At 64.9% G+C, this 26464-nt stretch carries 25 protein-coding genes and 4 tRNA genes; 17 read left to right on the forward strand and 12 right to left on the reverse strand.

The genetic code is table 11. The annotated features are described in order from the left end of the window. Positions 1–13: 13 nt before the first annotated feature. The 3 genes from def to orn form a co-directional block, all read right to left on the reverse strand. Positions 14–586 carry a peptide deformylase gene (gene def, locus AB4Y73_RS02310; protein WP_441867982.1) on the reverse strand — a complete coding sequence of 191 codons (573 nt, stop codon included), beginning with the start codon at positions 584–586 and terminating at the stop codon, positions 14–16. 114 nt (positions 587–700) lie between these two features. After that, positions 701–773, reverse strand: a tRNA-His gene (locus AB4Y73_RS02315). 129 nt (positions 774–902) lie between these two features. Beyond that, on the reverse strand, positions 903–1526 hold the full coding sequence (orn, locus tag AB4Y73_RS02320; protein ID WP_441867984.1) for an oligoribonuclease: 624 nt from the start codon (positions 1524–1526) through the stop codon (positions 903–905). Positions 1527–1689: 163 nt separating this feature from the next. Between orn and mptB the strand changes: the two genes are divergently transcribed. Continuing rightward, positions 1690–3246, forward strand: coding sequence for a polyprenol phosphomannose-dependent alpha 1,6 mannosyltransferase MptB (gene mptB, locus AB4Y73_RS02325; protein ID WP_441867986.1), 1557 nt, complete (start codon positions 1690–1692; stop codon positions 3244–3246). Here mptB and AB4Y73_RS02330 read toward each other — a convergent pair. Together AB4Y73_RS02330 and AB4Y73_RS02335 are read right to left on the reverse strand one after the other, a co-directional pair. Continuing rightward, positions 3243–3926, reverse strand: a complete 684-nt coding sequence (locus AB4Y73_RS02330) for a DNA alkylation repair protein (RefSeq protein ID WP_441867988.1) — start codon at positions 3924–3926, stop codon at positions 3243–3245. The two genes, mptB and AB4Y73_RS02330, sit on opposite strands and share 4 nt — an antisense overlap. A 69-nt stretch (positions 3927–3995) precedes the next feature. Beyond that, positions 3996–5090 carry a LacI family DNA-binding transcriptional regulator gene (locus AB4Y73_RS02335; protein ID WP_441867990.1) on the reverse strand — a complete coding sequence of 365 codons (1095 nt, stop codon included), beginning with the start codon at positions 5088–5090 and terminating at the stop codon, positions 3996–3998. Positions 5091–5267: 177 nt separating this feature from the next. Between AB4Y73_RS02335 and AB4Y73_RS02340 the strand changes: the two genes are divergently transcribed. The 3 genes from AB4Y73_RS02340 to AB4Y73_RS02350 are packed head-to-tail and all read left to right on the forward strand — an operon-like array spanning position 5268 to position 8505. Next, complete coding sequence (locus tag AB4Y73_RS02340) at positions 5268–6437, forward strand: Gfo/Idh/MocA family protein (RefSeq protein ID WP_441867992.1); 1170 nt, start codon at positions 5268–5270, stop codon at positions 6435–6437. Beyond that, positions 6437–7651 carry a dihydrodipicolinate synthase family protein gene (locus tag AB4Y73_RS02345; RefSeq protein WP_441867994.1) on the forward strand — a complete coding sequence of 405 codons (1215 nt, stop codon included), beginning with the start codon at positions 6437–6439 and terminating at the stop codon, positions 7649–7651. Before AB4Y73_RS02340 ends, AB4Y73_RS02345 begins: the two co-directional genes overlap by 1 nt. After that, positions 7648–8505, forward strand: coding sequence for a sugar phosphate isomerase/epimerase family protein (locus AB4Y73_RS02350; RefSeq protein ID WP_441867996.1), 858 nt, complete (start codon positions 7648–7650; stop codon positions 8503–8505). The genes AB4Y73_RS02345 and AB4Y73_RS02350 overlap by 4 nt, the downstream gene beginning before the upstream one ends. A 123-nt stretch (positions 8506–8628) precedes the next feature. On the opposite strand, the gene AB4Y73_RS02355 is transcribed toward AB4Y73_RS02350, so the two are convergent. Further along, positions 8629–8701 (reverse strand) — tRNA-Arg (locus AB4Y73_RS02355). A gap of 215 nt (positions 8702–8916) precedes the next feature. Here AB4Y73_RS02355 and AB4Y73_RS02360 point away from each other — a divergent pair. The 3 genes from AB4Y73_RS02360 (at position 8917) to ettA (ending at position 11864) form a co-directional block, all read left to right on the forward strand. Then, positions 8917–9447, forward strand: a complete 531-nt coding sequence (locus AB4Y73_RS02360; RefSeq protein ID WP_441867998.1) for a single-stranded DNA-binding protein — start codon at positions 8917–8919, stop codon at positions 9445–9447. A 107-nt stretch (positions 9448–9554) separates the two neighbouring features. Next, positions 9555–10136 carry a DUF6993 domain-containing protein gene (locus AB4Y73_RS02365; protein WP_441868000.1) on the forward strand — a complete coding sequence of 194 codons (582 nt, stop codon included), beginning with the start codon at positions 9555–9557 and terminating at the stop codon, positions 10134–10136. Between the two features lie 45 nt (positions 10137–10181). Continuing rightward, positions 10182–11864, forward strand: coding sequence for an energy-dependent translational throttle protein EttA (gene ettA, locus AB4Y73_RS02370; protein ID WP_441868002.1), 1683 nt, complete (start codon positions 10182–10184; stop codon positions 11862–11864). 82 nt (positions 11865–11946) lie between these two features. Here the strand turns inward: ettA and AB4Y73_RS02375 are convergent, their stop codons facing one another. Next, positions 11947–12930, reverse strand: a complete 984-nt coding sequence (locus tag AB4Y73_RS02375) for an acyl-CoA thioesterase (RefSeq protein WP_441868004.1) — start codon at positions 12928–12930, stop codon at positions 11947–11949. Positions 12931–12993: 63 nt separating this feature from the next. Here AB4Y73_RS02375 and AB4Y73_RS02380 point away from each other — a divergent pair, with 63 nt between their 5' ends. Then, positions 12994–13650, forward strand: coding sequence for a hypothetical protein (locus AB4Y73_RS02380; RefSeq protein WP_441868006.1), 657 nt, complete (start codon positions 12994–12996; stop codon positions 13648–13650). Here the strand turns inward: AB4Y73_RS02380 and AB4Y73_RS02385 are convergent. Together AB4Y73_RS02385 and AB4Y73_RS02390 are read right to left on the reverse strand one after the other, a co-directional pair. Further along, a complete protein-coding gene (locus AB4Y73_RS02385) occupies positions 13647–14099 on the reverse strand; it encodes a globin (RefSeq protein WP_441868008.1) in 453 nt (150 codons plus the stop codon). The genes AB4Y73_RS02380 and AB4Y73_RS02385 overlap by 4 nt on opposite strands. A gap of 4 nt (positions 14100–14103) precedes the next feature. Further along, on the reverse strand, positions 14104–14796 hold the full coding sequence (locus tag AB4Y73_RS02390) for a mechanosensitive ion channel family protein (RefSeq protein WP_441868010.1): 693 nt from the start codon (positions 14794–14796) through the stop codon (positions 14104–14106). Positions 14797–14913: 117 nt separating this feature from the next. On the opposite strand from AB4Y73_RS02390, the gene AB4Y73_RS02395 reads away from it, so the two are divergent. Next, a complete protein-coding gene (locus tag AB4Y73_RS02395) occupies positions 14914–15906 on the forward strand; it encodes an NAD-dependent epimerase/dehydratase family protein (RefSeq protein WP_441868012.1) in 993 nt (330 codons plus the stop codon). Between the two features lie 83 nt (positions 15907–15989). Here AB4Y73_RS02395 and AB4Y73_RS02400 read toward each other — a convergent pair whose 3' ends face one another. After that, positions 15990–16463: an OsmC family protein gene (locus AB4Y73_RS02400; RefSeq protein WP_441868014.1), complete on the reverse strand. Its 474-nt coding sequence runs from the start codon at positions 16461–16463 to the stop codon at positions 15990–15992. Positions 16464–16472: 9 nt separating this feature from the next. After that, positions 16473–19040 (reverse strand): aminopeptidase N, encoded by a 2568-nt coding sequence (gene pepN / locus AB4Y73_RS02405; protein ID WP_441868016.1) that lies wholly within the window; start codon positions 19038–19040, stop codon positions 16473–16475. 109 nt (positions 19041–19149) lie between these two features. On the opposite strand from pepN, the gene AB4Y73_RS02410 reads away from it, so the two are divergent. Genes AB4Y73_RS02410 through AB4Y73_RS02420 form a run of 3 tightly spaced genes read left to right on the forward strand, consistent with a single transcriptional unit; the run spans position 19150 to position 21599 of the window. Continuing rightward, the gene (locus AB4Y73_RS02410; RefSeq protein ID WP_441868018.1) at positions 19150–20166 is read left to right on the forward strand and encodes a hypothetical protein; all 1017 of its coding nucleotides are present in this window, start codon (positions 19150–19152) and stop codon (positions 20164–20166) included. Between the two features lie 51 nt (positions 20167–20217). Then, positions 20218–20712, forward strand: a complete 495-nt coding sequence (locus AB4Y73_RS02415) for a ribose-5-phosphate isomerase (RefSeq protein WP_441868020.1) — start codon at positions 20218–20220, stop codon at positions 20710–20712. Next, entirely contained in the window at positions 20712–21599 is an 888-nt protein-coding gene (locus AB4Y73_RS02420) for an Fpg/Nei family DNA glycosylase (protein WP_441868022.1), read from the forward strand. The genes AB4Y73_RS02415 and AB4Y73_RS02420 overlap by 1 nt, the downstream gene beginning before the upstream one ends. Before the next feature lie 63 nt (positions 21600–21662). Here AB4Y73_RS02420 and AB4Y73_RS02425 read toward each other — a convergent pair. Next, positions 21663–21736: transfer RNA gene (locus tag AB4Y73_RS02425), tRNA-Gly, on the reverse strand. A 144-nt stretch (positions 21737–21880) separates the two neighbouring features. Between AB4Y73_RS02425 and AB4Y73_RS02430 the strand changes: the two genes are divergently transcribed. From AB4Y73_RS02430 to clpX, 5 genes are all read left to right on the forward strand, one after another. Then, positions 21881–21955, forward strand: a tRNA-Pro gene (locus AB4Y73_RS02430). Between the two features lie 83 nt (positions 21956–22038). Beyond that, positions 22039–23427 (forward strand): trigger factor, encoded by a 1389-nt coding sequence (gene tig, locus AB4Y73_RS02435; RefSeq protein ID WP_441868024.1) that lies wholly within the window; start codon positions 22039–22041, stop codon positions 23425–23427. A 252-nt stretch (positions 23428–23679) separates the two neighbouring features. Then, on the forward strand, positions 23680–24303 hold the full coding sequence (locus AB4Y73_RS02440; protein WP_441868589.1) for an ATP-dependent Clp protease proteolytic subunit: 624 nt from the start codon (positions 23680–23682) through the stop codon (positions 24301–24303). 38 nt (positions 24304–24341) lie between these two features. Continuing rightward, entirely contained in the window at positions 24342–25001 is a 660-nt protein-coding gene (locus AB4Y73_RS02445) for an ATP-dependent Clp protease proteolytic subunit (RefSeq protein WP_441868026.1), read from the forward strand. Positions 25002–25179: 178 nt separating this feature from the next. After that, entirely contained in the window at positions 25180–26460 is a 1281-nt protein-coding gene (gene clpX, locus AB4Y73_RS02450) for an ATP-dependent Clp protease ATP-binding subunit ClpX (protein ID WP_441868028.1), read from the forward strand. Positions 26461–26464: the final 4 nt, after the last annotated feature.

The following is a 26464-nucleotide window of genomic DNA, read 5'->3' on the forward strand; positions in this document are numbered from 1 at the left end:
CTAGGCAGAAGCCTTAGTGCCCGAACGGGTCCGGGTCCACGCCCGGCATCCAGGTCAGCCCGGGAACGCCCCACCCGCTCTTTTTGGCCAGTTTCAGGGCCTTCCGTGAATAACGGTCCAGTAGCCGGTTGACATACAGCTTGCCGTCCAGATGGTCGTACTCGTGTTGGATCACCCGCGCAAACCAGCCGGTCGCTTCGAAATCGACCGGCTGACCGTGGCCGTCGAAGCCCTGGACCCGGGCCCACTCCGCTCGCTTGAGCGGGAACTGCCCACCCGGGAATGAGAGGCAGCCTTCCTCCTCTTCGTCGGGGTCGGGCAGCGCGCCTGAAACCTTGGACAGCGTCAGGACGGGGTTGACCAGTACCCCGGCCGGGGGAGCGCCGTCCTCGTTGGCGAACTTGTAGACGAAGATTCTCTTGCCCACGCCAACCTGCGGAGCCGCCAGGCCCACGCCGTTAGCCGCATCATTGGTTTCGAACATGTCGGCAATCAGGGTGCGCAGGTCGTCGTCGAACACTTCCACCTTGGCGGCGCGGCGGTGAAGCACCGGTTCTCCCCAGATCGTGATCGGCAGAACTGTCATGGCGGGTGACCCTTCGTGCGTGCGGCATGTCGCCGGCATTTGTGCAAAAAAGAAGGCCGTACCGGATATCCGGTACGGCCTCCAAACTGGCGGCTTCTACTGCCGCCCTGTGAGGGTGAGCTACGGGGGTTGAACCCGCGACCTCCTGGACCACAACCAGGCGCTCTGCCAACTGAGCTAAGCCCACCATGTGCCCTGCAGCTGTTCCGGTGACCCGGTCCTCTGGAAAGGCAACTCAAATAGCTTACCTGCTGTTGGGCGGTGCTTGTGCCACTTTTGCCGTTTTCGCGGAAAATTCCCGGAAACGTGGCGCAGATTACTGTTCCGGGGTGTCGTTTCCGCCAGTAACGCGCTGGGCAATGCCGCGTGCTGTCACGCTGTCCGGTCCGGGAGCCGGCACAAAGACAGCCTCGCGGTAGTAGCGCAGCTCGTCAATGGAATCCTTGATATCGCCGAGGGCGCGGTGGCCGCCCTTCTTGGCGGGGGACTGGAAGTATGCCCTGGCGAACCACCGGCGGGAGAGCTCCTTGATGGTACTGACGTCAATCACCCGGTAGTGCAGGTGCTCAACGACGGCCGGCATGTCCCGCGAGAGGAAGACGCGGTCCGTTCCCACGGAGTTACCGCCCAGCGGAGCCTTGCGGGGGTCCGGTACCCACTTTTCGATGTATTCCATGACGGCGGCCTCGGCCTCTGCCATGGTCTTGCCGTGCGGCAGCTCCTCGAGCAGCCCGGACCGGGTGTGCATGTCCCGGACAAAATCGTTCATCTGGGCGAGCGCGGCGTCCTCAGGTTTGATCACCACGTCCACTCCGTCGCCCAGTATGTTCAGCTCCGAGTCCGTCACCAGCGCCGCCACCTCGATCAGGGCGTCGTTCTTGATGTCCAGGCCGGTCATTTCGCAGTCGATCCAGACGATGCGTTCGTTAGTTATAGGCACCGGACCAGCCTACCGTTTAGCTCCGCCGTACCCGTGCGATGCTAGGATTTCCGGTACAGAGAGGCTGGGATTGCGGCCGCTGTGCTGTGCCTGCGTGGCCCGGGCGGCCACCACGGCCCGCTGGGCCGAAGCGCTGAAAGCAAAGAGATTGGACGATCCTGAGATGACGGCGCCTGTGCCTGCAACGGGGGAGATGGCCGCCGCCGTGATCCCCAGGCCCGGTGCGGCCGAAGTGGATAACCCGCGGTCCCCGATCCTGGCCGGTTTTGTCGGCTCGGTCTTTATGGCCATCGGGTCGGTAGGCGTCGGTTGGCTGGCGCCGGTTTCCGAGCTCCGCCGGGTGCCGATCTTTATCTGGATGCGCACAGAAGCCATCGGGGTGGCACTGGCCATCGTGCTGGTGGCAATCGGCGGAATGCTCCTGGTGCGCTCCTGGCTGCGGCTGGGCCAGCGCGTCCGGGTCTGGGGGCCTGAAGCGCGCAAGGCCACCCTGCAGGCCGTCGCGGCGTGGGGCCTGCCGATGGTGGTCAGCGTCCCGTTGTTCAGCCGTGATGTGTACGCCTACATCGGCCAGGGACGTTTGATGGTGGAGGGGTTCAACCCGTACGAGAACGGCATCTCCGCGCTGTCCAACTACTTCCAGCTCGGTGCGGACAGGCTGTGGACCGAAGCTCCGGTGCCGTATGGCCAGCTGTTCCTGTGGATTGAGCAGTTTGTGGTCTGGTCCACCAACGTCCATCCCGAAGCCAGCGTGATGCTCTTCAGGCTGGTGGCATTGGCCGGCGTGGTGCTCTGCATCATCTACGTGCCGAAGCTGGCAGTGCTTCACGGCGTCAACCCGCACCGCGCCCTCTGGCTCACAGCAGCCAACCCCTTGTTCCTGACCAACTTCATCGCCAGCGTCCATAACGATGCCCTGATGATCGGGCTGGCGCTGGCCGGACTGTATTACGCGGCCACGCGGCGGGTGGTGCTCGGAATTGTCCTGGTGACGCTCTCCATCGCGGTTAAACCCATCACGGTGGTGTTCCTGCCGTTTATCGGCCTGATGTGGGCCGGCAAAAAGGCCGGCTGGGCCAGGAAGTTTCTCTTCTGGGCCCTCACAGGCGGCCTGAGCCTGGCCATGCTGTACGCGTTGAGCCTGGTCAATGGATTCGGCTTCGGCTGGATCAACGGCCTCTCGGCCCCCGGGAGCATCTTCATCTGGTACGCCCCGGTGGGGCTGGTGGGCCTGGTGGTTGCCTCCATTTCCAACGCTTTCGGGCTGGACGGCGGGACTTTGGCGGGGTGGGTGTTCGACGCCGGCAAGCTACTTGCCGTGGGCATCGTCGCCTTCCAGATCTTCAAGGGTGAGCATGAGCGCCTGATCCGGCGGCTCACCCTGGCTTTCGCGGCGGTGGTGGTGCTGGCGCCGATGATCCAGTCCTGGTACGTGGTGTGGCTCATCCCGCTGTTTGCGGTCACAGGCATCCGCAACGACTGGCAGGTCAAGGCTCTATATTTCATCGTTTCGTTCTTTATGATCTACGCGATTTCCGACCAGCTGGAAGTCTTTCCCTATCTGCAAACCGAGGATCTGGGTCTGGCCCTGATCCTGGCCCGTTTTGCCGCTGCGATCACTGGCCTGCTTTTCGGCCTCTACCTGGTGTTCATGGACCCGCGGACCAAGCGGCTCTTCCGGAAGACGGGGGAGCCCGTCACGGAGCGTCCGGTCATTTAGGGATTCAAATGCCGGAGCGCTTCCTTCCGGGACAGGGGACTCAGCTGCGTGGCATGTTCCGTCACGAAGTCCCGGACCCACGCGGGATTGGTCTTGGCGAACTCCCGGAGGGCCCAGCCGATGGCTTTCCGGATGAAGAACTCCGTGTCGTCCAAATTGGCTTCTATCACGGCGCGCAGCAGCTCGGTATCGGTCGCGGCCTTCGCCTTCAGCTGGGACGTGATGGCGGCGCGCCGGATCCAAAAGTCATCAGCCGTGCTCCACTTAAGCAGCACGGGCGTCATCAGCGCCCGGTGCGCCAGCAGCAAACCGCAGATCCGTTGGCTGACTCCGTCCACGAAGTCCCACCAGGCCCCCGTTCGAATGATCTCCTCATACACCGGGAGCATCAGGGGGTCCCTGGCCACCAGCCGGAGCCCGGTGAGGTCGATAGCCGCGTACTGTTCTTCCCGCCATTGCGCTTCCCGCCACAGCACCAGGACGGTCGCGCGCAACTGTTCCGGCGACTCCATCGGAAAGGCGGCGGCCGCGGCCATTACGCACCGGCGAACCTCCGGAACCCTGACGCCGAGGGAAAGGATGGATGACTTCATATAGGCCTGGGCGCCTGCAGCGCGCGCCGGGTCGGCCCGCTCCATCAACATCGTTCGGATCGCTGCCACGAGTTCGCGGTTCTCCATCCAGTAACTTTAGGCGGAGCGGCAGGCGAGGTGCCCCGCGTCCTGTCGGGCCGGCGTCGGACGTTCCTGCTAGCCGCTCCCTTCCGGCGGCAGCGCGCCTTCAGTGCTGCGCCGGAGCGTGACATGTCCGGTGAGGGTCGGCGGCGCAGCGTCTTCGGCCAGCGTTCCTGCTGCCCTGCGCGTGGCCTGCCGGCCGATTTCCTCGAGCGGCAGGTACACGGTCGAGAGGGCCGGGCGGAAGTCCCGGAGAGTCTCAATGTCATCAAAGCCGGCGATGATGGCATCCCGGGGGATGCGCAAGCCCTCGGAGCGCAACGCCGCGGCCGCCCCGATGGCCATGACGTCGTTGACGGCAAAGATGCAGATCCGCTTCGCTTCTCCGGAGGGGTTTGCCGCCGCCCGGGAAGTTTTGATCCGGGCAGCCAACGCGACGCCGGCGTCGAATCCGCCGGAGCGGTTGAACTCTGTGCGGATGATTTCGGCCGGCGGCAATCCGGCCTCCGCCAGGCCGCGCTGGAAACCACGGATCCTGTCGTCTGACGTGAACAGGCCGGCGGGACCGCCGATGATGACGAAGTGGTGGTCACCTGCAACGGACAGCTCGGATGCGAGCTTGGCGGCCAGTTCCTCGTTCGGCACGGTCACCACGTGGTAGCCCTCGGTAGAGGAGGCCCCGACGACGGGGTGGCCGACAACAGCTACCTGACCGCCGTTGCGGCAGTAGCGGTCAAGCTCCGCCGCCAGCCCTGCGTTCCCTTCGCCGTCCTCGGGACGGGCCGAGCGTGATCCGGCGATCACGATCGAATCTGCCCGCCGGGCGGCAAAGGCGGCCACCGCTTCCCTCTCGTCCGCCGGGGCACCGGCGGTTGTTGCGAGGAGGACCATCCTGCCCTGTTCCCGGGCGGCTTCCTGTACCCCGCGCGCGATGGCCGAAAAGTACGGGTCGGCGATGTCGTGCACGATCAGTCCGATCAGGCCGGAGCTGGACTTGGCAAGCCCCTGGGCCTGGGCGTTGGGAATGTAGCCCAGGGATGCCGCAGCGGTGCGAACGCGCTCCGCGATGTCCTGCCCGGGGGTCCTGGCCGAGCCGTTGAGGACCCGTGACGCGGTGGCCGGCGAAACGCCGGCCAGTCGTGCAACCTCGGAAAGGGTACTGGCAACCACAGCGTCTCCTGTTCGGGCAATTCTGGGGGCAAATGGTTCTCGGTTCAGTATGGCAGTTAGGGAATGTTTGGGAAAGCGCTTGCCAAGGAAGAGCGGGCCAGTGCATCATGGGTGCAGTGGGAATGCGCTTTCCCAGTTTGCTTGAGCATCACTACACTCACTCACCGTGGAGGAAACATGGGCTTCGAAACGAAGACGATCCGGATAGCCATGAACGGAATTACCGGCCGGATGGGGTATCGCCAGCACTTGCTGCGTTCCATCCTTCCCATCCGGGAGGCCGGCGGTTTCACGCTGGAGGACGGGACGAAAGTCCAGGTCGAACCGATCCTGGTAGGCCGGAACGAAGCCAAAATCCGCGAGCTCGCGGAACTTCACAAGGTGTCCGAATGGACCACAGACCTGGACTCCGTCATCAACGACCCCTCGGTGGACGTCATTTTTGATGCCTCCATGACCAGCCTCCGGTCCGCGACCCTGAAGAAGGCCATGCTGGCCGGGAAGCACATCTTCACTGAGAAGCCCACCGCCGAAACGCTCGAGGAGGCAATCGAGCTGGCCCGGATCGGCAAGGACGCTGGCGTCACCGCGGGGGTAGTGCATGACAAGCTCTACCTGCCCGGTCTGGTCAAGCTGCGCCGCCTGGTTGACGAGGGCTTCTTCGGACGCATCGTGTCCCTTCGGGGTGAATTCGGCTACTGGGTCTTCGAGGGCGATGTCCAGGCGGCACAGCGCCCCTCCTGGAACTACCGGAAGGAGGACGGCGGCGGCATGACCACGGACATGTTCTGCCACTGGAACTACGTCCTGGAAGGCATCATCGGCACGGTCAAGAGCGTCAATGCCAAGACCGCCACCCACATCCCGGCCCGCTGGGACGAGGCCGGCAAGGAATACAAGGCCACCGCAGACGACGCCTCCTACGGCATCTTCGAGCTCGTTACCCCGGCCGGCGAGCCTGTCATCGGCCAGATCAACTCCTCCTGGGCTGTGCGGGTGTACCGCGACGAGCTGGTGGAATTCCAGATCGACGGCACGCATGGTTCCGCCGTCGCCGGTTTGAACAAGTGCGTTGCCCAGCAGCGCGCCCACACCCCCAAGCCCGTCTGGAACCCGGACCTGCCCGTGACCGAATCCTTCCGCAGTCAATGGCAGGAAGTCCCGGCCAACGCAGAGCTGGACAACGGCTTCAAGCTGCAGTGGGAGGAATTCCTCCGCGACGTTGTTGCAGGCCGCGAACACCGCTTTGGCCTGTTGTCCGCGGCCCGCGGCGTGCAGCTGGCGGAACTGGGCCTGCAGTCCAGCGACGAACGGCGCACCATCGACATCCCTGAGATCGCGCTCTGATGACTTCCCTGATCCTTCCCTCACATGACGGCGGCACCCGCGAGTACCGCCTCCGGGGCGGTACACCCTGGGCCCGCCCCACCGCCCCGCTCACTGCCCGCCGTGCCTACGCCGCTGCCCACGTGATCCCCGAAGTCCTGGCGGACAATACTCCCGGAGCCCCTGCCTCCGTCGACTGGGAAGCCACCATGGCGTACCGCCATGAGCTGTGGTCCTACGGGCTGGGCGTGGCGGATGCCATGGATACAGCCCAACGGGGCATGGGGCTGGACTGGGCAGCAACCCAGCAGCTCATCAAACGCACCGGTGTGGAAGCGGCCTCGGTGGTCTCCGCCGGTGACGCCGCCACCAAAGGCAAATCTGTTCGCGACCTGGTTGCCTGCGGGGCCGGAACGGACCAGCTGGAGCTGCAGCAGCTGCCTAAAGGAGCCGCAGGCATCGAAGCGGTCATCAACGCCTACCGCGAGCAGATCGCCGTCGTCAGTGAAGCCGGACCCAAGGTCATTCTCATGGCCTCCCGCGCGCTTGCCCGCGTGGCCAACGGTCCGGACGACTACCTGCACGTCTATTCGACTCTGCTGCAGGAAGCGGACCAGCCGGTGATTCTGCACTGGCTCGGGACCATGTTCGATCCCGCCCTCGCCGGTTACTGGGGCTCGGATGACGTCGCCACGGCCACCGAAACGTTCCTGCGTCTGATCCGGGACAACGCGGACAAAGTGGATGGCGTCAAAGTCTCGCTTCTTGACGCTTCGCACGAGGTTGCGCTGCGGGCGGCCCTACCGGCGGACGTCCGCCTATATACGGGCGACGACTTCAACTACCCGGAACTAATCGACGGCGACGGCACACACCACTCGGACGCACTGCTGGGCATTTTCGCCGCGATCTATCCGGCCGCCTCGGTGGCCCTGCAGAATTACGACGCCGGGGAGCCCGCCAAGGCCCGGGCCATCCTTGATTCCACCCGGGAACTGGGCAAGCACATCTTCAGTGCACCGACTTTCTACTACAAAACCGGGATCGCTTTTATGTCCTGGCTCAACGGCAAGCAGCCCGGCTTTCAGATGGTGGGCGGCCTGCATTCAGGCCGGTCCGTGTGCCACCTGGCCAAGACCTTCGAACTCGCCGACCAGGCAGGCCTCCTGAAGGACCCCGCCCTGGCCGCGTTCCGGATGTCCGATTACCTGCGGATCAATGGAGTGGGAGTATGACTTTCAGTTCAGGACCGTCCCCTTTTTCGCGGCTGTCCCTCAACAGCGCCACCACCAAAAAGTGGAACCTTGCCGAAGTGGTGGACGGGTGTGTCCGCGCCGGCGTGCCCGCAATCGGCCCTTGGCGGGACCGCATTGAGGAAGTCGGGCTGGACAAGGCCGCGAAGCTGATCCGGGACGCGGGCCTCCGCGTATCCTCGCTCTGCCGCGGCGGGTTCCTCACCGCGGTAGACGCCGAGGGACAAACTGCTGCGCTGGCGGACAACCGCGCCGCCATCCTTGAAGCGGCTGCGCTGGACACCAGGGAACTCTTCCTGGTGGTCGGCGGGCTTGCGACGGGGGAGAAGGACGTGGTGGCGGCCCGCCAACGGGTGGCCGACCGGCTTGCGAATCTGGTTCCATTCGCGGCCGAGAACGGGATACGGCTGGTCCTCGAGCCGCTGCACCCGATGTATGCTGCCGACCGCGCCCTTATCTCCACCCTGGGGCAAGCGTTGGACCTGGCTGCGCCGTTCGACGCGCATACCGTTGGCGTCGCCGTCGACACTTTCCATGTCTGGTGGGATCCGGAGCTCAAGGCGCAGATTGAACGCGCCGGCCGGGAGGGGCGCCTCGCCTCCTACCAGGTCTGCGACTTCAACATGCCCATCGCGGCTGATCCGCTGCTGTCCCGCGGGTACATGGGCGACGGCGTCATTGACTTCGCCACCATCACCACCTGGGTCCGGGAGGCCGGCTACACAGGCGATATCGAGGTCGAAATCTTCAACCAGGAGATCTGGGACGCGGACGGCGACACCGTGATCGAGACGGTCAAGGCGCGTTACGCCGAGGGCGTGCTGCCGTTCGCCTGACGCCTTTCTGTGGCCGGGCCCGAGCGAAACGCGCCAGCAGCTGAGAACACCCCGGTCCGAAGACCGGGGTGTTCTTGTCCGAGTCGACGCGTCCTCGGAGGAACATTCAACTCATTACCGTTGTGCCCCAGGAGGGAATCGAACCCCCGACCGGCGGATTAGAAGGCCGCTGCTCTATCCCCTGAGCTACTGGGGCACGTGGCGCCACGACCAGAAATCCGGCGCATGAAAAAGTTTACATTGCCCCGCGTGCCGCTGCGTCAAAGCCGCGCCACGGGTGGCACTTGTCCTCCACACAGCAGTACCAGCCGGGGTTGTCCACATACGGAAGTCTGTCCCTCGCGGCCTGATGCTGTCCGCGCGATGCTGGTTTTGCCGCTACGGCACCACCTTCCGAGACAGGACAAGACAATGAGCGATTACATGACGTTCCGGGGCTTCGTCGCCACCGACATCAAGACCTCCACCACCACAACCGGAGTGGGAACCGCCTCGTTCCGCCTCGGGTCAACGGCCCGGCGTTTCGACCGGAATACCAGCACTTGGGTGGACACGCACACCAACTGGTTCACCGTCCAGGGCTACCGCCAGCTGGCCGGGAACATGGGCTGCAGTATCAAGAAGGGTCAGCGCGTGATTGTGGTGGGCCGGCTCAAGCTGCGCACGTGGGAGAAGGACGGCCGCATCCACTTCGCGCACGAAATCGATGCGGAGTCTGTGGGCCACGACCTCATGTGGGGTTCGGCCAACTACATCCGCACAGTCAACAATGGACCGCAACATGCACACGAGGCAGGCCCCGCCGATCCTGACGAGGGCGGGGAGCCGGACGATGAGGAACATGTCGACGGCGATGCGGCTGCGGTCTTCCTCGAGGACGCTGACGGCAATTACGTCCCTGTTGACGCTGAAACCGGCGAACTCGTCGATTCCGCCGTCTGAGATGGAGCCTGAAGTCACCGGGCAGGGCGCGCGCCGCCGGGGTGCCGGCGCTCGTCCGGCACCCCGGCGGTTCCATTGGGGGCTTGGCGCCGTGACAGAATGGCGGCATGAAGCGCGCGACCGAAAACCGGCAGGCAACCCCCGTCACCAGCCGGCCGGCGCTTACCCGGCAGCGCACAACGGCCATGGGCAGGGCCTTGGCGCTGCTGACAGCGGGCGGCCTGACCGCCTTTGCGTTGACGGGCTGCACCGGCGGTTCGTCGGCCGGCACACAGCCGGCTGCCAGCCCCTTGGCGGTGGAACCCACCGTGTCGGGCACCACTGCGGCACCTGAGCCAGGCAGCTCAAAGCAGGGCACGGCAGGGGCGCCCGGGGCCACCACCACGGAGAATCCCGCCACCGCCGCAATGAAACAGACGGTCACGGATGCGCTGAGCCGGCTTGCAGCCGGAACCCCCAAACCGGCAACAGCGCAGGTTAAGGAGGCCCTCACCGGTGCCGGTGTCGCCCCGGCGGCCCTTGAAGTATCGGCGAGCCGCACGCCCACCGGGCTGGAGGCCGATGCCATCGAATCCGCTGTGCTGCAGGGCAAGGACTGCGTGCTCGGCCACATCCGCGACGGGAGCGTATCAGTTACCATCCTGCCGGTCCTTGCCAGCGGGAAGTGCTTCGTGGGGCCAGCGGCCTAGGCACCGAATGTGAGTTATGCCCGCCAACCCACTAGATTTGGAACCATGGCGGAATTTATCTACACAATGACCAAGGCCCGTAAGGCCGTTGGCGAAAAACTCATTCTTGACGACGTAAGCATGTCCTTCTTCCCTGGCGCCAAGATTGGTGTTGTTGGCCCGAACGGCGCCGGTAAGTCCACCATCCTGAAGATCATGGCCGGCCTGGACACTCCCTCCAACGGTGAGGCCCGGCTCAGCCCCGGCTACACCGTGGGCATCCTGTTGCAGGAGCCGCCGCTGAACGAGGAAAAGACCGTCCTGGGCAACGTCCAGGAGGGCGTTGGCGAGATCTACGGCAAGATCCAGCGCTTCAACGAGATCTCCGAGGAAATGGCCAGCCCCGACGCTGACTACGACGTGCTGCTCGAAGAAATGGGCCAGCTGCAGGAAGCCATAGACGCCGCGGACGCCTGGGACCTCGACTCCCAGCTTGAGCAGGCCATGGACGCGCTCCGCTGCCCGCCGGCGGATGCCGACGTGACCCTCCTATCCGGCGGTGAGCGCCGCCGCGTGGCGCTCTGCAAGCTCCTGCTGCAGAAGCCGGACCTCCTGCTCCTGGACGAGCCCACCAACCACTTGGACGCCGAAAGCGTTCTGTGGCTGGAACAGCACCTTTCCAGCTACGCCGGCGCAGTCCTGGCCGTCACTCACGACCGGTACTTCCTTGACCACGTCGCGGAATGGATTGCTGAGGTCGACCGCGGCCACCTTTACCCCTACGAGGGCAACTACTCCACCTACCTGGAGAAGAAGCGTGCGCGCCTGGAAGTCCAGGGCAAGAAGGATGCCAAGCAGGCCAAGCGCCTGACCGAGGAACTCGAATGGGTTCGTTCCAACGCCAAGGGGCGTCAAACAAAGTCCAAGGCCCGTCTGGCCCGCTACGAGGAGATGGCTGCCGAGGCAGACCGCACCCGCAAGCTCGACTTCGAAGAGATCCAGATTCCGCCAGGCCCGCGCCTCGGCGGCCTCGTCCTGGAGGCCAAGAACCTCCGGAAGGGCTTCGACGACCGCACCCTGATCGACGGGCTGTCCTTCACGCTGCCGCGCAACGGCATTGTGGGAGTCATCGGTCCCAACGGTGTGGGCAAGTCCACGCTGTTCAAGACCATCGTGGGATTGGAGCCGCTCGACGGCGGCGAGCTGAAGATCGGTGATTCGGTCAAGATCTCCTACGCGGACCAGAGCCGTGGCGGCATCGACCCGAACAAGACGCTCTGGGAAGTTGTTTCCGACGGCCTGGACTACATCCAGGTGGGCCAGGTTGAAATGCCGTCGCGTGCCTACGTTGCAGCTTTCGGCTTCAAGGGACCTGACCAGCAGAAGAAGGCTGGCGTGCTGTCCGGTGGTGAGCGAAACCGCCTCAACCTGGCGCTGACACTCAAGCAGGGCGGAAACCTGCTGCTCCTTGACGAACCCACCAACGACCTCGACGTCGAAACGCTCAGCAGCCTCGAGAACGCGCTGCTGGAATTCCCCGGCTGCGCCGTTGTGGTTTCGCACGACCGCTGGTTCCTGGACCGGGTGGCCACGCACATCCTGGCCTATGAAGGCGACGAGGAAAACCCCTCCAAGTGGTACTGGTTCGAGGGCAACTTCGAGTCCTACGAGGAGAACAAGGTCGAGCGGCTCGGTCCTGATGCGGCCAAGCCGCACCGTGTAACGCACCGGCGCCTCACGCGCGACTGATCCCCGCGACTGATTCGGGTCCAGAAAAGGCCGGCTCCCTGTGTGTGTGAAGGGTGCCGGCCTTTTTGCTGCCAAAGTGAAGTCAGTCCCGAACGGCCTTGCGGATCTGGTGCCGCAGGAGTTTGGACTGGACTGCACCCACCACTTTGTCCTTCAGGTCGGTGGGCAAGCGGATCATGCCCTCCTGTGCCACGGAGGCGACGTGCTGGCCGGCCTGGTTGAAGATCTTTCCCGTGGCGAGGCCCCGCGCGCCCTGGGCGCTGGGGGACTCCTGGACATAAAGCAGCCACTCGTCCACGCGGGCGGGCCGGTGCCACCACATGGCGTGGTCCAGGCTGGCGACGCTCATCCCGGGGGTGATCCAGCTGAGGCCGTGGCGGCGCAGGATGGATTCCAGCAACGTGTAGTCGCTGGCGTAGGCCAGTGCGGCCCGGTGCAGGTTCGCATCGTCCGGCATGCGGCCGAAGGTCTTCATCCAGACGGCGTTCCGGGCTTCCTGCTTCCCCTTGGCGGAAACGTAGATGGGCGGGTCCACGTGCCGGATGTCGAAGGGCCGTTCATAGGCCCAGTGCTGGGCGACGGGATGGTCGAATTTGCCCAGCAGTTCGGCTGTGCTGGGCAGCGATTCGGGGCTGGGAATCCCGGCAGGCATGTGCGACTCGTGGTCAAGGCCTTCATCCGGGTCCTGGAACGACGCGATCATCGACAGGATGGGCACGCCTTCCTGGTATGCGTGGACGCGCCGGGCCGAAAAGGACCGGCCGTCCCGCAGCCGCTGGACCCCGAACGTGATGGGCTTGTTGGCGTCGCCGGGCCTCAGGAAGTAGCCGTGCATGGAGTGGACGTAGCGGTCCGGGTCCACCGTACGCATGGAGGCAATCAGTGACTGCGCAAGCACTTGGCCGCCGAACACCCGCCCACGGGGCTGCGGTTGCGCCGACGGCCCCAGGAAGATGTCTTCGTCCGTCCTGGCCCCTTCCAACTCGCCCAGGTCGAGCAGTTGGATGAGTGTGGACGTGGGGTCGCCGCTGGGCGGCGCCAGCAGTCCGGTTTCGGCTTCAGTCATGGTTCGACTCTAGACGCAGCCCCGGCACCGCTCAACCAAGGCGCAGCCGGTAGTGTTCATGGTGTGTCTGATCTCCTCACCCAGTCCTTGCGCTTCACCGATCCGCGAGATCTCGCCGATCTCCGCACCTTCGCCACCCGCGCCAAAGCAATTGACGACGGCGCCATCCGGCTCCAGGCCTCCGGCTCCGTATTAGCGGCGTACGTGTGTGTCCTGCGGCCGCGGCTGCTGGGCGAAAGCACGCCGACCATCCTGGGACTGCGGACGATCGGGCTGGCGGAGCCTTCCACGGTTGACGCCACCGTTGCGTTGTCAGCGGTCCTGGACCGTCTGGCCAGGGCAGGGGAGGACGACGTCGAGCTGCCGGTTCCCGCGTCCACCGTCACCGAATCGTGGACGGGAGTCGGCGCGCCGCGGACGGGCTGGGAGCGGATCGGCCAGCTGCAGGATTCCGAACTCCGCCGGGCCGCTGAAGCCGGCATCACCGAGGTGGCGGGAATTGTTCCCGCGCAGCCCGGGGCCCTGATCGTCAACAACGCGCGTGCCGCGGTGTGGGGACGTGCCCTGGACGACTCCGGCCTCCCGGCAGGAGCAGCCTTCGCGGCCCTCACCCTGGGGTTCCTCGCCGAGGGGGAACAAGTGCTTTACCGGGCAGGCCGGTGGTTCCGTCTTAGCGGTTCACGCGGGCACGTTCTGGTGCGGACAGGCAGTGGCCTCTAGGCGTCTGTAGGACTGTTCACCATGGACAGGGCGGCGCGTTCCATGTAGTCCCAAAGCGTTCCCTCGTACAAAGGAGGCAACTCCAGGGAGTCCACCGCAGTCCGCATGTGGAACAGCCAACGTTCCTTTGCCTCAGGGGTGACCCGGAACGGCATGTGCCGCATCCGCAGGCGCGGGTGGCCGCGTTCGTCGCTGTAAGTGGTGGGCCCGCCCCAGTACTGTTCCAGGAACATCCGGAAGCGTCGTTTGGCTGGTCCAAGGTCCTCTTCCGGGTACATCGGGCGCAGCAGCGGGTCCGTGGCCACGCCGTCGTAGAACACATCTATAAGCCGGACAAAAGTCTCATGCCCGCCCACGGCGTCATAGAAATTGTCGGTGTAGCCGGGCTGGCTGAACGGATCGTTCTGCATGAGCTGGCGTGGCCGCTGCGGTTCGACGGGTATGGTCATGGCTCTATTCTCCCGCCTTCTGGTCAGTCTTCTTAGTCTCGGTGTTCGTGGCCGGTTCGTGCAAAGCGGCCTCGTTGTCCTCAGCCGGAACCTCGACGGGTACGTAGGTCCCCTGCGAACGGTTGCCCACGCGAAGGATTTCACCGTTGCGGAGGTACCAGATGGCGCCGTCCTCGGAGCGGACGCGGGTGATGCGCAGCCCCATGGACTCCACTACGCCCACCACCTCGCTGGTTTCGATGACGTCGCCGATCCCGTACTGGTCCTCGATGGTGATGAAGATGCCGGCGAGGAAGTCTCGGATCAGCTGCTGGGCGCCGAAACCGATGGCAACACCCAGGATGCCCACACTGGTCAGCAGCGGGGCGATGTTGATGTCCAGGTTCTGCAGTACGTACATGCTGGTGATGACCGCCACGAGCACACCGACGATGCTGTTGAGAAGCGAACCGATGGTCTCAGCCCGCTGCACGCGGCGTTCATGGTCCAGGGCCCGGATGGCGGGGGCAACCCACTTGAAGTGAGCCTTCTTGAAGAAGTTGCTCCCCGAGGCCACCCGCTTGCTGATCCGGGAAATGACGAACGTCGCCACCAGCCAGACAGCAATGCCAACTCCGAGGCTGATCACGATTCCTGTGATGCTGATGCCGTCGGGTTTACTGGCGGCGGATGGAAGGATCGACAGCATGCTGAACATAAAGGGTGAAACTCCTTGGGGTCTCCGGCGGCGGCCGGGGATAACGTAGGCCTGCGCGGGTTCGCCCGGCGCTTAAGGCTCTGTTCTCCTTCAACATTAGCGCCGTACCGTGGACCCATGCGCATCCTCGTCCTCGGCGGAACAGCCTTTCTCTCCTCTGAAGTCACCCGGCAGGCAGTGGCTGCGGGGCATCAGGTCACATGCTTGGCCCGTGGTTCTGTGGCGGAGCCACCATCGGGCGTCCGGTGGGTGCAGGCAGACCGTTCACTCGGCGCGAAAAGTTACCTGGAGGTGGCCGGGGACTGGGATGCCGTCATCGACGTGGCCCGTGATCCTGTGCCGGCCAACGAAGCGCTGGCAGCGCTGGCTAGCCGGACGGGCCACTGGACGTTCGTGTCGAGCTGTTCCGTCTACGCGGACCATTCAACGCCGGAGGCGGCCGAGGACGCCGCGCTTCTGCAGCCCCTGGCGCCCGGCACCCAATCCACTCCCGAAAACTACGGGGAGTCCAAAGCAGCCATCGAACAGGAAACACTCGAGGTCACCGGAGGCAACGCGCATCTCTGCCGTGCCGGCCTGATCGGTGGTCCCGGGGATGGGACTGACCGCTATGGTTACTGGCCGGCGAGGTTTGCGCGGGACAACCGGGCCGCCGTCGTCCCTGACATCGCCGGTCACGCCACCCAGGTCATTGACGTGCGGGACCTCGCGGCTTGGATCCTCACTGCGGCGGAGCGGGGCGTGACTGGCCCGCTGAATGCGGTGGGGGACCACGTGCCGTTCGGCGACTACATTGCGGAGTCGCGGACCGCCGCCGGGTTCGAGGGCGAAGAGCTGAGCGCTCCGGAGGAATGGCTCGTGGCCCGCGGCATCGACTACTGGTCCGGACCGGATTCCCTGCCGCTGTGGCTGCCACCCGGCCACGACGGGTTCTCCACCCGTAGCAACGACGCGGCCAGGGCCGCGGGGCTGATCACGAGGCCCTGGCAAGAGACCGTGGCGGACACGCTCGCGGACGAGCGCCGCCAAGGCCTGGCGCGCCACCGTAAGGCCGGACTGGCACCGGCAACGGAAGCCCGGCTCGCTCAGGAGCTTCTGCTAAGCCGCTGATTTCTGCCACCCCAACTGGCTCGCATTAAACGCACTCAGACGACGATTTGAGTGCGTTATCTGCGAGCTAGTTGGGTTTCGGGTCAGGCCGTCACAGTCACGGGGGAGTGCAGCACCGGGAAATTGACGCTCCGGGCGATGAAGCAGACCTGGTTCGCTTCCCGGTGAAGCTGCTCTGCCAACTCCACATGGGCCGGATCCGCCACCGTGACCCGCGGGTTCAGTGTGACGGACTCGAACTGTCCACTGCCGTCCTGGTTAAGGTGCAGGCGTCCCGTGGCCTCGTCCCGGTAATCAGTGACAACCACCCCGTGCCGCACCGCCACGTGCAGGAAGGACAGCATGTGGCACTGCGCCAGCGCCGCCAGCAGCAGCTGCTCCGGGTTGTACCGCTCACGGTCCCCGTGGAACGTCGGATCGGCTGAGCCCTTGAGAACCGGCAGTCCGGGGATCGCGATGTCGTGGTCGCGTGAATAGCCGCGGTAGGACGACGTCCCCTCGCCCAGGTTGCCGGTCCACTGAACCGCCAACGAATAGTGGTGCTGACTCAGGCTCATGCCGCCAGCCTACGCATCGCCCGGAAGGACGTCAGCCGCGCGTGCCCGCAGCGCCCGGGCCACGCCGTCGCGGTTTTCCAGCATCATCCGCCGCAGCGCGGCACTATCCGCCGGGAGGCCGGCCAGGAACGCGTCCGTCCGGTCCACCGTGGCCTGCGTTGTCAGCAGCGCCGGGTAAAGCCCGACGACGATCTGCTGGGCCAGCGCATGGGTGCGGTTCGCGACGATCCCCGGAACGGCGTCGAAGTATTTTTCCGCGTACGGCTCCAGCAGTGACCGGTCCAGGACGCGCATGAAGCCGTTGACTGCCGAACCCTGCAGCGCATTGGAGAGCTCGCCCTTGACCACGATCGAGTCCCAGGCGGCAGCCTTGGCCTCCGGGGTGGGGATGGCCGCCGTGGCCAGTGCGGCAGCGTTCTGCCCGCTGGCCGTGTTGTCGCGCTCCAGTTCCGCGTCGATCTCTTCCTTGCCCAGCCGACCGCCCGCCACCAGCGACGCGAGCAGTTCCCAGCGCAGGTCCTGGTCCATTGCCAGTCCCTCCAGCGCTACAGAGCCGTCCAGGAGGCCGCCCACGGTGTCCAGCTGGGTGCCACTGGAAGCCAGCAGGGCGAACGACTTCACAAACTGAAGCTGGGCGTCCGAGCCACCGGCTGCTGCGCTGGCCAGGTCCCACAGGGTGTCCACAGCCGCCACGGTGGTGGCTGCGCGGTGCTCCTCGGCAACATAGAAGTTCAAGGTGGTGGCCAGCTGCCGCAACTGGACCAGAATGACGGACGAGTCCGATTCGGCCGCCACGTTGGCCAGGATCAGCTCCACGTACCGGCGTGCGGGGGACTCGCCGTCGCGGGCGGCGTCCCACGCGGAGTTCCAGACCAAGGTGCGCGGAAGGCTGTCGCCGAAATCCTTCAGGTGGGCCGTGGCCGTGGCCAGCGACTTCTCGTCAAGCCTGACCTTGGCGTAGGCGAGGTCGTCATCGTTCACGAGGATCAGGTCCGGCTGCGCCAGCCCAACCAGCGCGGGCACCTCGGTGTGTTCGCCGTCGACGTCGAGTTCCTCCCTGTGAACGCGTTCCAGCTTGCCGGCGCTGTCCAGGTTGTAGAACCCGACGGCCAGCCGGTGCGGACGGATGGTGGGCCACTCAGCCACGGCGGACTGGACGATGCTGAAGGCGGTGAGTTTGCCGTCCGCATCCGCCTCGAGTTCGGGCGTAAGGGTGTTGACGCCGGCGGTCTCCAGCCAGAGCCGGCCCCACTGGTCAAGGTCGCGGCCGCTGGCCTTTTCCAGTTCCGCCATGAGGTCGCTGAGCTCGGTGTTCTGCCACGCGTGCTTGGCGAAGTATTCGCGGACGCCGGCCATGAACTGTTCCGGCCCCACCCAGGCCACAAGCTGGCGCAGCACCGAGGCGCCCTTGGCGTAGGTGATGCCGTCGAAGTTGACTTCCACGTCCTGCAGATCGTTGATTTCGGCGAAGATCGGATGCGTGGTGGGGAGCTGGTCCTGGCGGTAGGCCCAGGATTTCTCCACTGATGCGAACGTTGTCCAAGCACTCGTGAAGGTGGTGTTTTCCACCGCGGCGAGGTGCGACATGTATTCGGCGAAGGACTCGTTGAGCCAAAGGTCGTTCCACCAGCGCATGGTCACCAGGTCCCCGAACCACATGTGGGCGAGCTCGTGCAGCACGGTGATGGCACGGCGTTCGATCTGCGCGCCGGTGACTTTGCTGCGGAACACATAGCCCTCAAGGATGGTCACAGCACCGGCGTTCTCCATGGCACCGGCATTGAACTCTGGCACAAACAGCTGGTCGTACTTTTCGAACGGATACGCGACGCCGAACTGTGCCTCAAAGAATTCGAAGCCCTGCCGGGTCAGTTCAAAGATGTTGTCCGCGTCCAGATACTGCATCAGTGATTTCCGGGCGAAGACGCCCAGCGGGATCACCCGGCCGTCGGAGCTGGCCACTTCGCTGCGGATTGATTGGTACGGGCCGGCGATGAGTGCTGTGACATATGAGGACAACCGCGGCGTGGGGGCAAACGCCCAGACGGAGCTGGGGCCGTCGTCGCTGCCCGAAGCCGTAGGCACCGGCTCGGGGGTGGGGGAGTTGGAGATGACGTCCCAGTGCGACGGTGCCGTGACGGTGAAGGCGAACGTGCCCTTCAGATCCGGCTGTTCGAAGACCGCGAACATGCGGCGCGAATCGGGCACTTCGAACTGGGTGTACAGATACGCCTCGCCATCGACCGGATCCACGAAACGATGCAGGCCTTCGCCCGTGTTCATATATGGCGCGTCGGCCACCACGGTGAGTTCGTTGGTATCTGCCAGGTCCGGCAGCTGGATGCGGACGCCGTCGGAGACAGTCGCCGGGTCCAGTGCCTGCCCGTTGAGGGTGACGCTGTGCACTGAATGGGTGACGGCGTCGATGAAGGTGGAGGAGCCGGGCACGGCCGTGAACTTCACCGTGGTGGTGGTCCCGAAGACCTGCCCGCCCCTGGTGAGGTCCAGAGCGACCTCGTAGGAGTCGACGTTGATGAGTTCGGCACGCTCGCGGGCTTCGGCGCGAGTCAGGTTCATACCTGGCAAGTGGGGCCTCCAGAAGTATTCGGTTGCCGGCGGGCGGTGGCCTGCTCCGGCACAAGTGAAGTCATTCTGTCACGGCCGCTGGCGGTAGTAGCGTTAGAGCATGGGAAAGTTCCGGGATTCGGTGGATGCCAGGGCGCTGCGCTTCGCGGTGGGCTTTCCGGTGGTCCTTGCCGGCGCTTTTGTGTTTAGCGCCTTTTTGCTGCGTGCCGATCTTCCGAACCCGGTTGCCATTGGCTGGACGTCCGACGGCGGCGCTTACTTTGCGCCGTTCGGTGCCTATGCGGGGGGCGGTGCTGCGCTGATCCTGGCCGCCGGCTGGCTGGTGCTGTCCCAGGCGGTGCCCCTGTCCCGGCCCACCGTGATGCGGCGGATCATGATGGGCGCCGGACTGTCCGTGAGCCTCTTCGTCACCACTGTCCTGGCGGCGGGGCTGGTAGGCCAGACCGGGCTCGCCGATGCCCGGGAGTCCCACGTGGACGCGATCGTCCTTGCGATGGGAAGCGGCGCGGCATTGGCGCTGGGAGTCATCATGGGTTTCGTTTTCAAGGCTGACAGCCAGTGGTCGCCCGACGATGACCGCGCCCTTGAGCTTGCGCTCGCCCGTGAGCTGGATCCCGATTTGGCAGGGGACACGTACCGGCTCTGGGTGCACGCCCGAAGCTCCGTGTTTGTCATGATTGCCGTTGCCAGCCTCTTTCCGTCCGCCCTGATTGCCGTGGCGCTTCCCTGGCTTGGTGCCCTCCTGGCGGGCCTTGCCGCGGTGGCCGCCGCGTTCCTCTTCGCCCGGGTCAAGGCCGACCGCCGGGGCCTGCGCGTGCTGGTGGCCGGCGTCCTGCCGGTCATGGACGTCCCCGCGGCCGCGATTTCCGCCGCCAGTGCCGCGGACGTCCGCGCAGCCGACTACGGGGGGTGGGGCTACCGTAACCACGGCGGTACCGCCGCGATGCTGGTCAGCAGCGGCCCCGCCGTCGTCGTCCGAAAAACTGACGGACACAAGGTGGCGGTCAGCGGCGGCAGCGCTGCGAAGGCCGCCCGGCTCGCTGAGGTCCTGACGCGCGTCGCAGCGAGGGCGCAGCGCGGGGGCACCGGTCCGGGTCCCGGCGAGACCGGATCCTAGTATTCTTGTCGATGTTGATCTGACCCCGGCCCGAAACGAACGGACACTGCTGTGACTTCTTCCCCTGCCTTCCCGCGGGTACACATCGCCACCGACCACGCAGGCATGGAACTCAGCGCCCACCTGGTCAGCCATCTCACTGCCAAGGGTTATGACGTGGTGGACCACGGCCCCAAGGAGTATGACGCGCTGGATGACTACCCGTCGTTCTGCATCAACGCGGCGCTCGCCGTGGTGGCGGACCAGCAGGCGGGCGTCCATGCACTGGGCATCGTCCTGGGCGGTTCGGGCAACGGCGAACAGATCGCGGCCAACAAGGTCAAGGGCGTCCGCGCAGCACTCGCGTGGAACCACTCCACCGCCACGCTGGCGCGCGAACACAACGACGCCAACGTGGTGGCCGTCGGGGGCCGCCAGCACACAGTGGAGGAAGCCACGGAGCTGATCGAAGCTTTCCTCGCCGAGCCGTTCAGCAACGACGAGCGCCACGTCCGCCGGATCGGCAAGATCGCGGCCTATGAGGCCACCGGCGAGGTCATCGAGTAGTGCCGGAGGGGCACTCAGTCCGCCGCCTGGCCCAACAGTTCGGCGACGTGTTTACCGGCGAACCATTGTCCGTCAGCAGCCCGCAGGGCCGGTTCGCGGCCGGCGCGGCGCTCCTGGACGGCCAAGTGCTGACGGACTCCCGTGCCCACGGCAAGCACCTCTTCCTGCATTTCGACCACGCCGTGGTGCTGCACGTCCACCTGGGGCTTTACGGCGCCTGGGACTTTGGCGGCGATGCCACCTTCCGCGGCGCGTCCAGCATCGGTGCGCCGCGGAAGATCGGTGAGAACGAACTTTTTGAGGACCCAGATGCGGTGGGGTACGCGGGGCCGCCCGAACCCAAAGGCGCCGTCCGCGTCCGCCTCGTGAGCCGGCACGGCTGGGCGGACCTCCGCGGCGCCACCACCTGCGCCGCCATCACCGAGGCCGAGGCGCGCGCCGTCCTGGCCCGGCTCGGACCGGACCCGCTGCGGAACCTGCGCGAGGACAAGGCCCGTTTCGTGACCGGCGTGTTGTCGAGGAAGACGCCCATCGCGGCGCTGCTGATGGACCAGAAGGTGATAGCCGGCGTCGGAAATGTCTACCGGGCCGAAGTGCTGTTCCGCCAACGGCTCAATCCGTGGCTGCCCGGTAACGGTTTAGCCGCAGGGGCTGCCGGGTTGCTGTGGGACGATACAGCCGCGGTAATGGCCGATGGCGTCCGCGACGGGCGGATCATCACCACGCCGGCGGCGTATTGGGAGGAAGGCGCCGTGCTGCCCTCGGGGGACGAGGCGCATTACGTGTACAAGCGGGAAGGGCTCCCGTGCAGGGTCTGCGCCGCACCGGTGGCCATGACAGAACTGGTTGGCCGGAAGCTGTACTGGTGCCCGGCCTGCCAGGAATAGCAGGGACGGGAGCCGCAGTTTGGAAACAAAAAAGCAGGGCCCCGTCGAGGGGCCCTGCCTGTCTGGAGGGGACGACGGGAATCGAACCCGCGTAATCAGTTTGGAAGACTGAGGCTTTACCATTAAGCTACGTCCCCGGAAAAAGCAGATTCGCCGGTATGCCGGTCTGCTGCGTTCTTCGGGCTGGCTGTTGAAGCCGGATACAACTAAACCTAATTCATGCCCCACGTGTCAAATGTGCAAACAGGGCAGGAATGACCGTAGACTTGCCTGTGCACTTACGGGGTGTAGCTCAGCTTGGCTAGAGCACCTGCTTTGGGAGCAGGAAGTCGCAGGTTCAAATCCTGTCACCCCGACTCTGCGGCCTCGACCGCCTACGCGGCCCGGGGAAGAATTGCTTGCAGATACCCATCCCACAAACCCCAGGAGTACTTAGACCGTGAAGAGCGCTGTCGAGAACCTCACCCCCACGCGGGTCAAGCTCAATGTTGAGGTCCCCTTTGAGGAATTGAAGCCCAGCATCGACGAGGCCTACAAGACTGTTGCTTCGCAGATCCAGGTCCCTGGCTTCCGTAAGGGCAAGGTCCCCTCCAAGCTGATCGACCAGCGCGTCGGCCGCGGCTACGTCCTGGAGACGGCCATCAACGAAGGCCTCAACGGCTGGTACCAGGCTGCAGTTCAGGAATCCGGCATCCGCCCCCTGAGCCGTCCCGAGGTTGAGATCACCGAAGTTCCGGACCCCACCTCCACCGACGGGGAACTGAAGTTCCACGCCGAGGTTGATGTCCGCCCCGAGATCGAACTCCCGGACTACGCCGGCATCAAGGTTGAGGTAGCGGCCGCTGAATCCTCCGACGAGGACGTGGACAAGGCCCTGGACGAACTGCGTGGCCGCTTCGGCACACTCAAGTCCGTGGACCGTCCCGCTGCCGATGGCGACTTCCTGACCATCGACATCACCGCCACCATTGACGGCGCCGACGTTGACTCCGCTGCCGGCCTGTCCTACCAGGTAGGCGCAGGCACCATGCTCGAAGGCCTCGACGAAGCCGTGACCGGCCTCAGCGTCGACGAAGATGCCATCTTCGACACCACCCTGGTGGGCGGCGACCACGCCGGCGAGTCCGCCCAGGTCAAGGTCGTCCTGAAGGCCGTCAAGGAGCGCGAGCTCCCCGAGGCCGACGATGACTTCGCCCAGCTGGCTTCCGAGTTCGACACCCTCGCTGAACTCCGCGAAGACCTGGCCAAGCAGGCTGCGGACTCCAAGGTTGTCGAGCAGGGCGTAGAGGCCCGCGACAAGGTTCTGGACAAGCTCGTTGAGCTCGTCGAGGTCCCCGTTCCTGACTCTGTGGTTGAAGAGCAGCTCGAAGCCCACTTCAAGGAGGGCAACGGCCACGGTGAGGGCGAGCACGACACCGAGGAGCACCGCGAAGAGGTCAAGGCCAACACTGCCCGCGCCTTCCAGAACGAAATCATCCTCGACGCGATCGCGGAAAAGGAAGAAGTCAACGTCAGCCAGAACGAGCTGATCGACTACATCGTCTCCACCGCCAGCCAGTACGGCATGGACCCGAACCAGTTCGCCCAGATCATCGATCAGAGCGGCCAGGTCCCCATGATGGTTTCCGAGGTCCGCCGCCGGAAGGCACTGGCCGTTGTCCTGGGCCAGGCCACCGTAACTGACACCGACGGCAAGGCCGTTGACCTCAGCGATTTCGTCCGCCCCGGCGGCGAAGAAGAAGCTCCCGCCGTTGAAGAGTCCACCGAGGACGCCACCCCGGAGACGGAAGCCACCCCGAGCGACGACCCGGCAGCCGTGAAGTTCTAATACGCCCTCGGCAGTGCAACTGACGGCAGCCCCTGGACCAACCGGTCCAGGGGCTGCTTTCGTTAAGGCCGCGGCCCGGGAACGGCATTGCTTCGCTGGCTGCCGGGGGATCGTGCGCCGTCAGCGAACAGCGCGATTCCGGCGAACAAATCGGCCAGTAAACCGGTTAGTGTCCAAGTAGTGAAGTTCAGTGATGTCACCGTCACCAGCGAGAGGTAAGTACACATGTCACAGCACGCAGAGACCCCCCGGATGGCGACTGTCGATCCGGCCGCCCAGGACAACTACATCTATAACCGGCTCCTCAAAGAGCGGATCATCTGGCTGGGCTCCGAGGTGCGCGACGACAACGCCAACGCCATCTGTTCGCAGTTGCTGCTCCTTTCCGCGGAGAACCCGGAAAAGGACATCTACCTCTACATCAACTCGCCCGGCGGATCCGTCACGGCTGGCATGGCCATCTACGACACCATGCAGTTCATCCCCAACGACGTCGTCACCGTGGCCACCGGCCTCGCAGCCTCCATGGGCCAGTTCCTGCTGTCCTCGGGCACCAAGGGCAAACGCTATGCCACGCCGAACGCACGCGTTCTGATGCACCAGCCCTCCGGCGGCATCGGCGGCACGGCCTCGGACATCAAGATCCAGGCTGAACTGATCCTGCACATGAAAAAGGTCATGGCTGAACTGACTGCGGACCAGACCGGCCAGTCCGTGGAAACCATCCTCAAGGACAACGACCGCGACAAGTGGTTCACTGCCACCGAAGCCCTCGAGTACGGCTTCTTCGACAAGATTGCGGCCCACGCCGGTTCCGTGTCCGGCGGTGGGGGCACCGCCAACGGCACCTCCGGCGAGTCGGCATCCGAGAAGTAACCCGGCACTTTCGAACATTCAGATCAGGAGCAACAAAAATGACCTACAACTTCGGATCGACTGCCGGTAACCTTCCGACCAGCCGCTACGTACTTCCCCAGTTCGAAGAGCGCACGCCGTACGGCTTCAAGCGCCAGGACCCGTACACCAAGCTCTTCGAAGACCGCATCATCTTCCTCGGTGTCCAGATTGACGACGCCTCGGCCGACGACGTCATGGCCCAGTTGCTGGTGCTCGAGTCCACCGACCCGGACCGGGACATTACGCTCTACATCAACTCCCCGGGCGGCTCCTTCACGGCCATGACCGCGATCTACGACACCATGACGTACATCCGCCCGGAGATCCAGACCGTCTGCCTCGGTCAGGCCGCAAGCGCTGCTGCCGTCATCCTTGCCGCCGGCACCCCGGGCAAGCGCCTTGCCCTGCCCAACGCCCGCGTCCTGATCCACCAGCCTGCCCTCTCCGGCGGCCAGGGCGGTCAGGCCTCGGACCTCGAGATCCAGGCCGCGGAGGTCATGCGGATGCGCTCCTGGCTTGAGGACACGCTGGCCCAGCACTCGGGCCGCACGCCTGAGCAGGTCAACAACGACATCGAGCGAGACAAGATCCTGACGGCCGCCGAGGCCCTGGATTACGGGCTCATCGACCAGGTGCTTGATTCCCGCAAGATGAAGCCGCAGGCAATCACCAGGTAGCAAGGCTCTTCAGCGGCCGGTGCAGTCCAGTATTTGGGCCGCACCGGCCGTCGCTTTCCACCCTTGCGGCCAATTGTGACTTAGAGTGGAAGGTGTCACGGCCGGCCCTCCGAGGCCCGCCACGATTCCAGCAACGGTGCACAGCTGCCTGGCAGCAAGATACTAAAGGGGTTCACATATGGCTCGGATTGGCGAGAGCACGGATCTGCTGAAGTGTTCTTTCTGCGGAAAGAGCCAGAAGCAGGTGCGCAAGCTCATTGCCGGGCCCGGTGTTTACATCTGCGACGAATGCATTGAGCTCTGCAACGAGATCATTGAGGAAGAGCTCGCGGAAGTCGCCGATCTGGGCAGCTTCGAACTGCCCAAGCCCCGCGAAATCTTCGACTTCCTGCAGGAGTACGTCATTGGCCAGGAACCCGCCAAGCGTTCCCTCGCAGTCGCCGTCTACAACCACTACAAGCGGATCCAGGCCGGCCACGCCCCCAAGAGCGGCAGCCTCGCGGACGGCGGCCACCACGACGACGTCGAAATCGCCAAATCCAACATCCTGCTGATCGGCCCCACGGGCTGCGGCAAAACCTACCTTGCCCAGACCCTGGCGCGGCGGCTGAACGTTCCGTTCGCCGTTGCCGATGCCACGGCGCTGACCGAGGCCGGCTACGTGGGTGAGGACGTGGAGAACATCCTCCTCAAGCTCATTCAGGCGGCGGACTACGACGTCAAAAAGGCTGAACAAGGCATCATCTACATCGACGAAATCGATAAGATTTCGCGCAAGAGCGAAAACCCCTCCATCACCCGGGATGTTTCCGGTGAAGGTGTCCAGCAGGCCCTTCTGAAGATCCTGGAGGGAACCGTTGCGTCGGTACCGCCGCAGGGTGGTCGCAAGCACCCCCACCAGGAATTCATCCAGATCGACACCACGAACGTGCTGTTCATCGTGGCAGGCGCCTTCGCCGGTCTCGAAGAGATCATCGGCTCGCGCTCGGGGCGCAAGGGTATCGGCTTCGGCGCGCCGCTCAACGATGCCAGCAACAAGGTGGACTCCTATGGCGAGGTCATGCCTGAAGACCTGCTGAAGTTTGGCCTGATCCCGGAATTCATTGGCCGACTGCCCGTGATCACCACGGTTTCGAGCCTGGACCGGGACGCTCTCATCCAGATCCTTTCCACGCCCAAGAACGCGCTGGTCAGGCAGTACCAGAAGATGTTCCAGATCGACGGTGTGGAACTCGCTTTCGACGACGACGCACTCAATGCCATCGCAGACCAGGCTCTGGAGCGCGGCACGGGTGCCCGTGGCCTCCGCGCGATCATGGAGGAAGTGCTGCTGCCGGTCATGTTTGACCTGCCCAGCCGCGAAGACGTGGCCAGCGTAGTCATCACCGCGGACGTCGTCCTGAAGAAGGCCGAACCCACCCTGATCCCGCACGTAGCCAAGCGCCGTAAGTCCGCCTGATCTG

The sequence above is a fragment of the Pseudarthrobacter sp. TAF60_1 genome (assembly GCF_052113505.1).
Classification (GTDB): domain Bacteria; phylum Actinomycetota; class Actinomycetes; order Actinomycetales; family Micrococcaceae; genus Arthrobacter.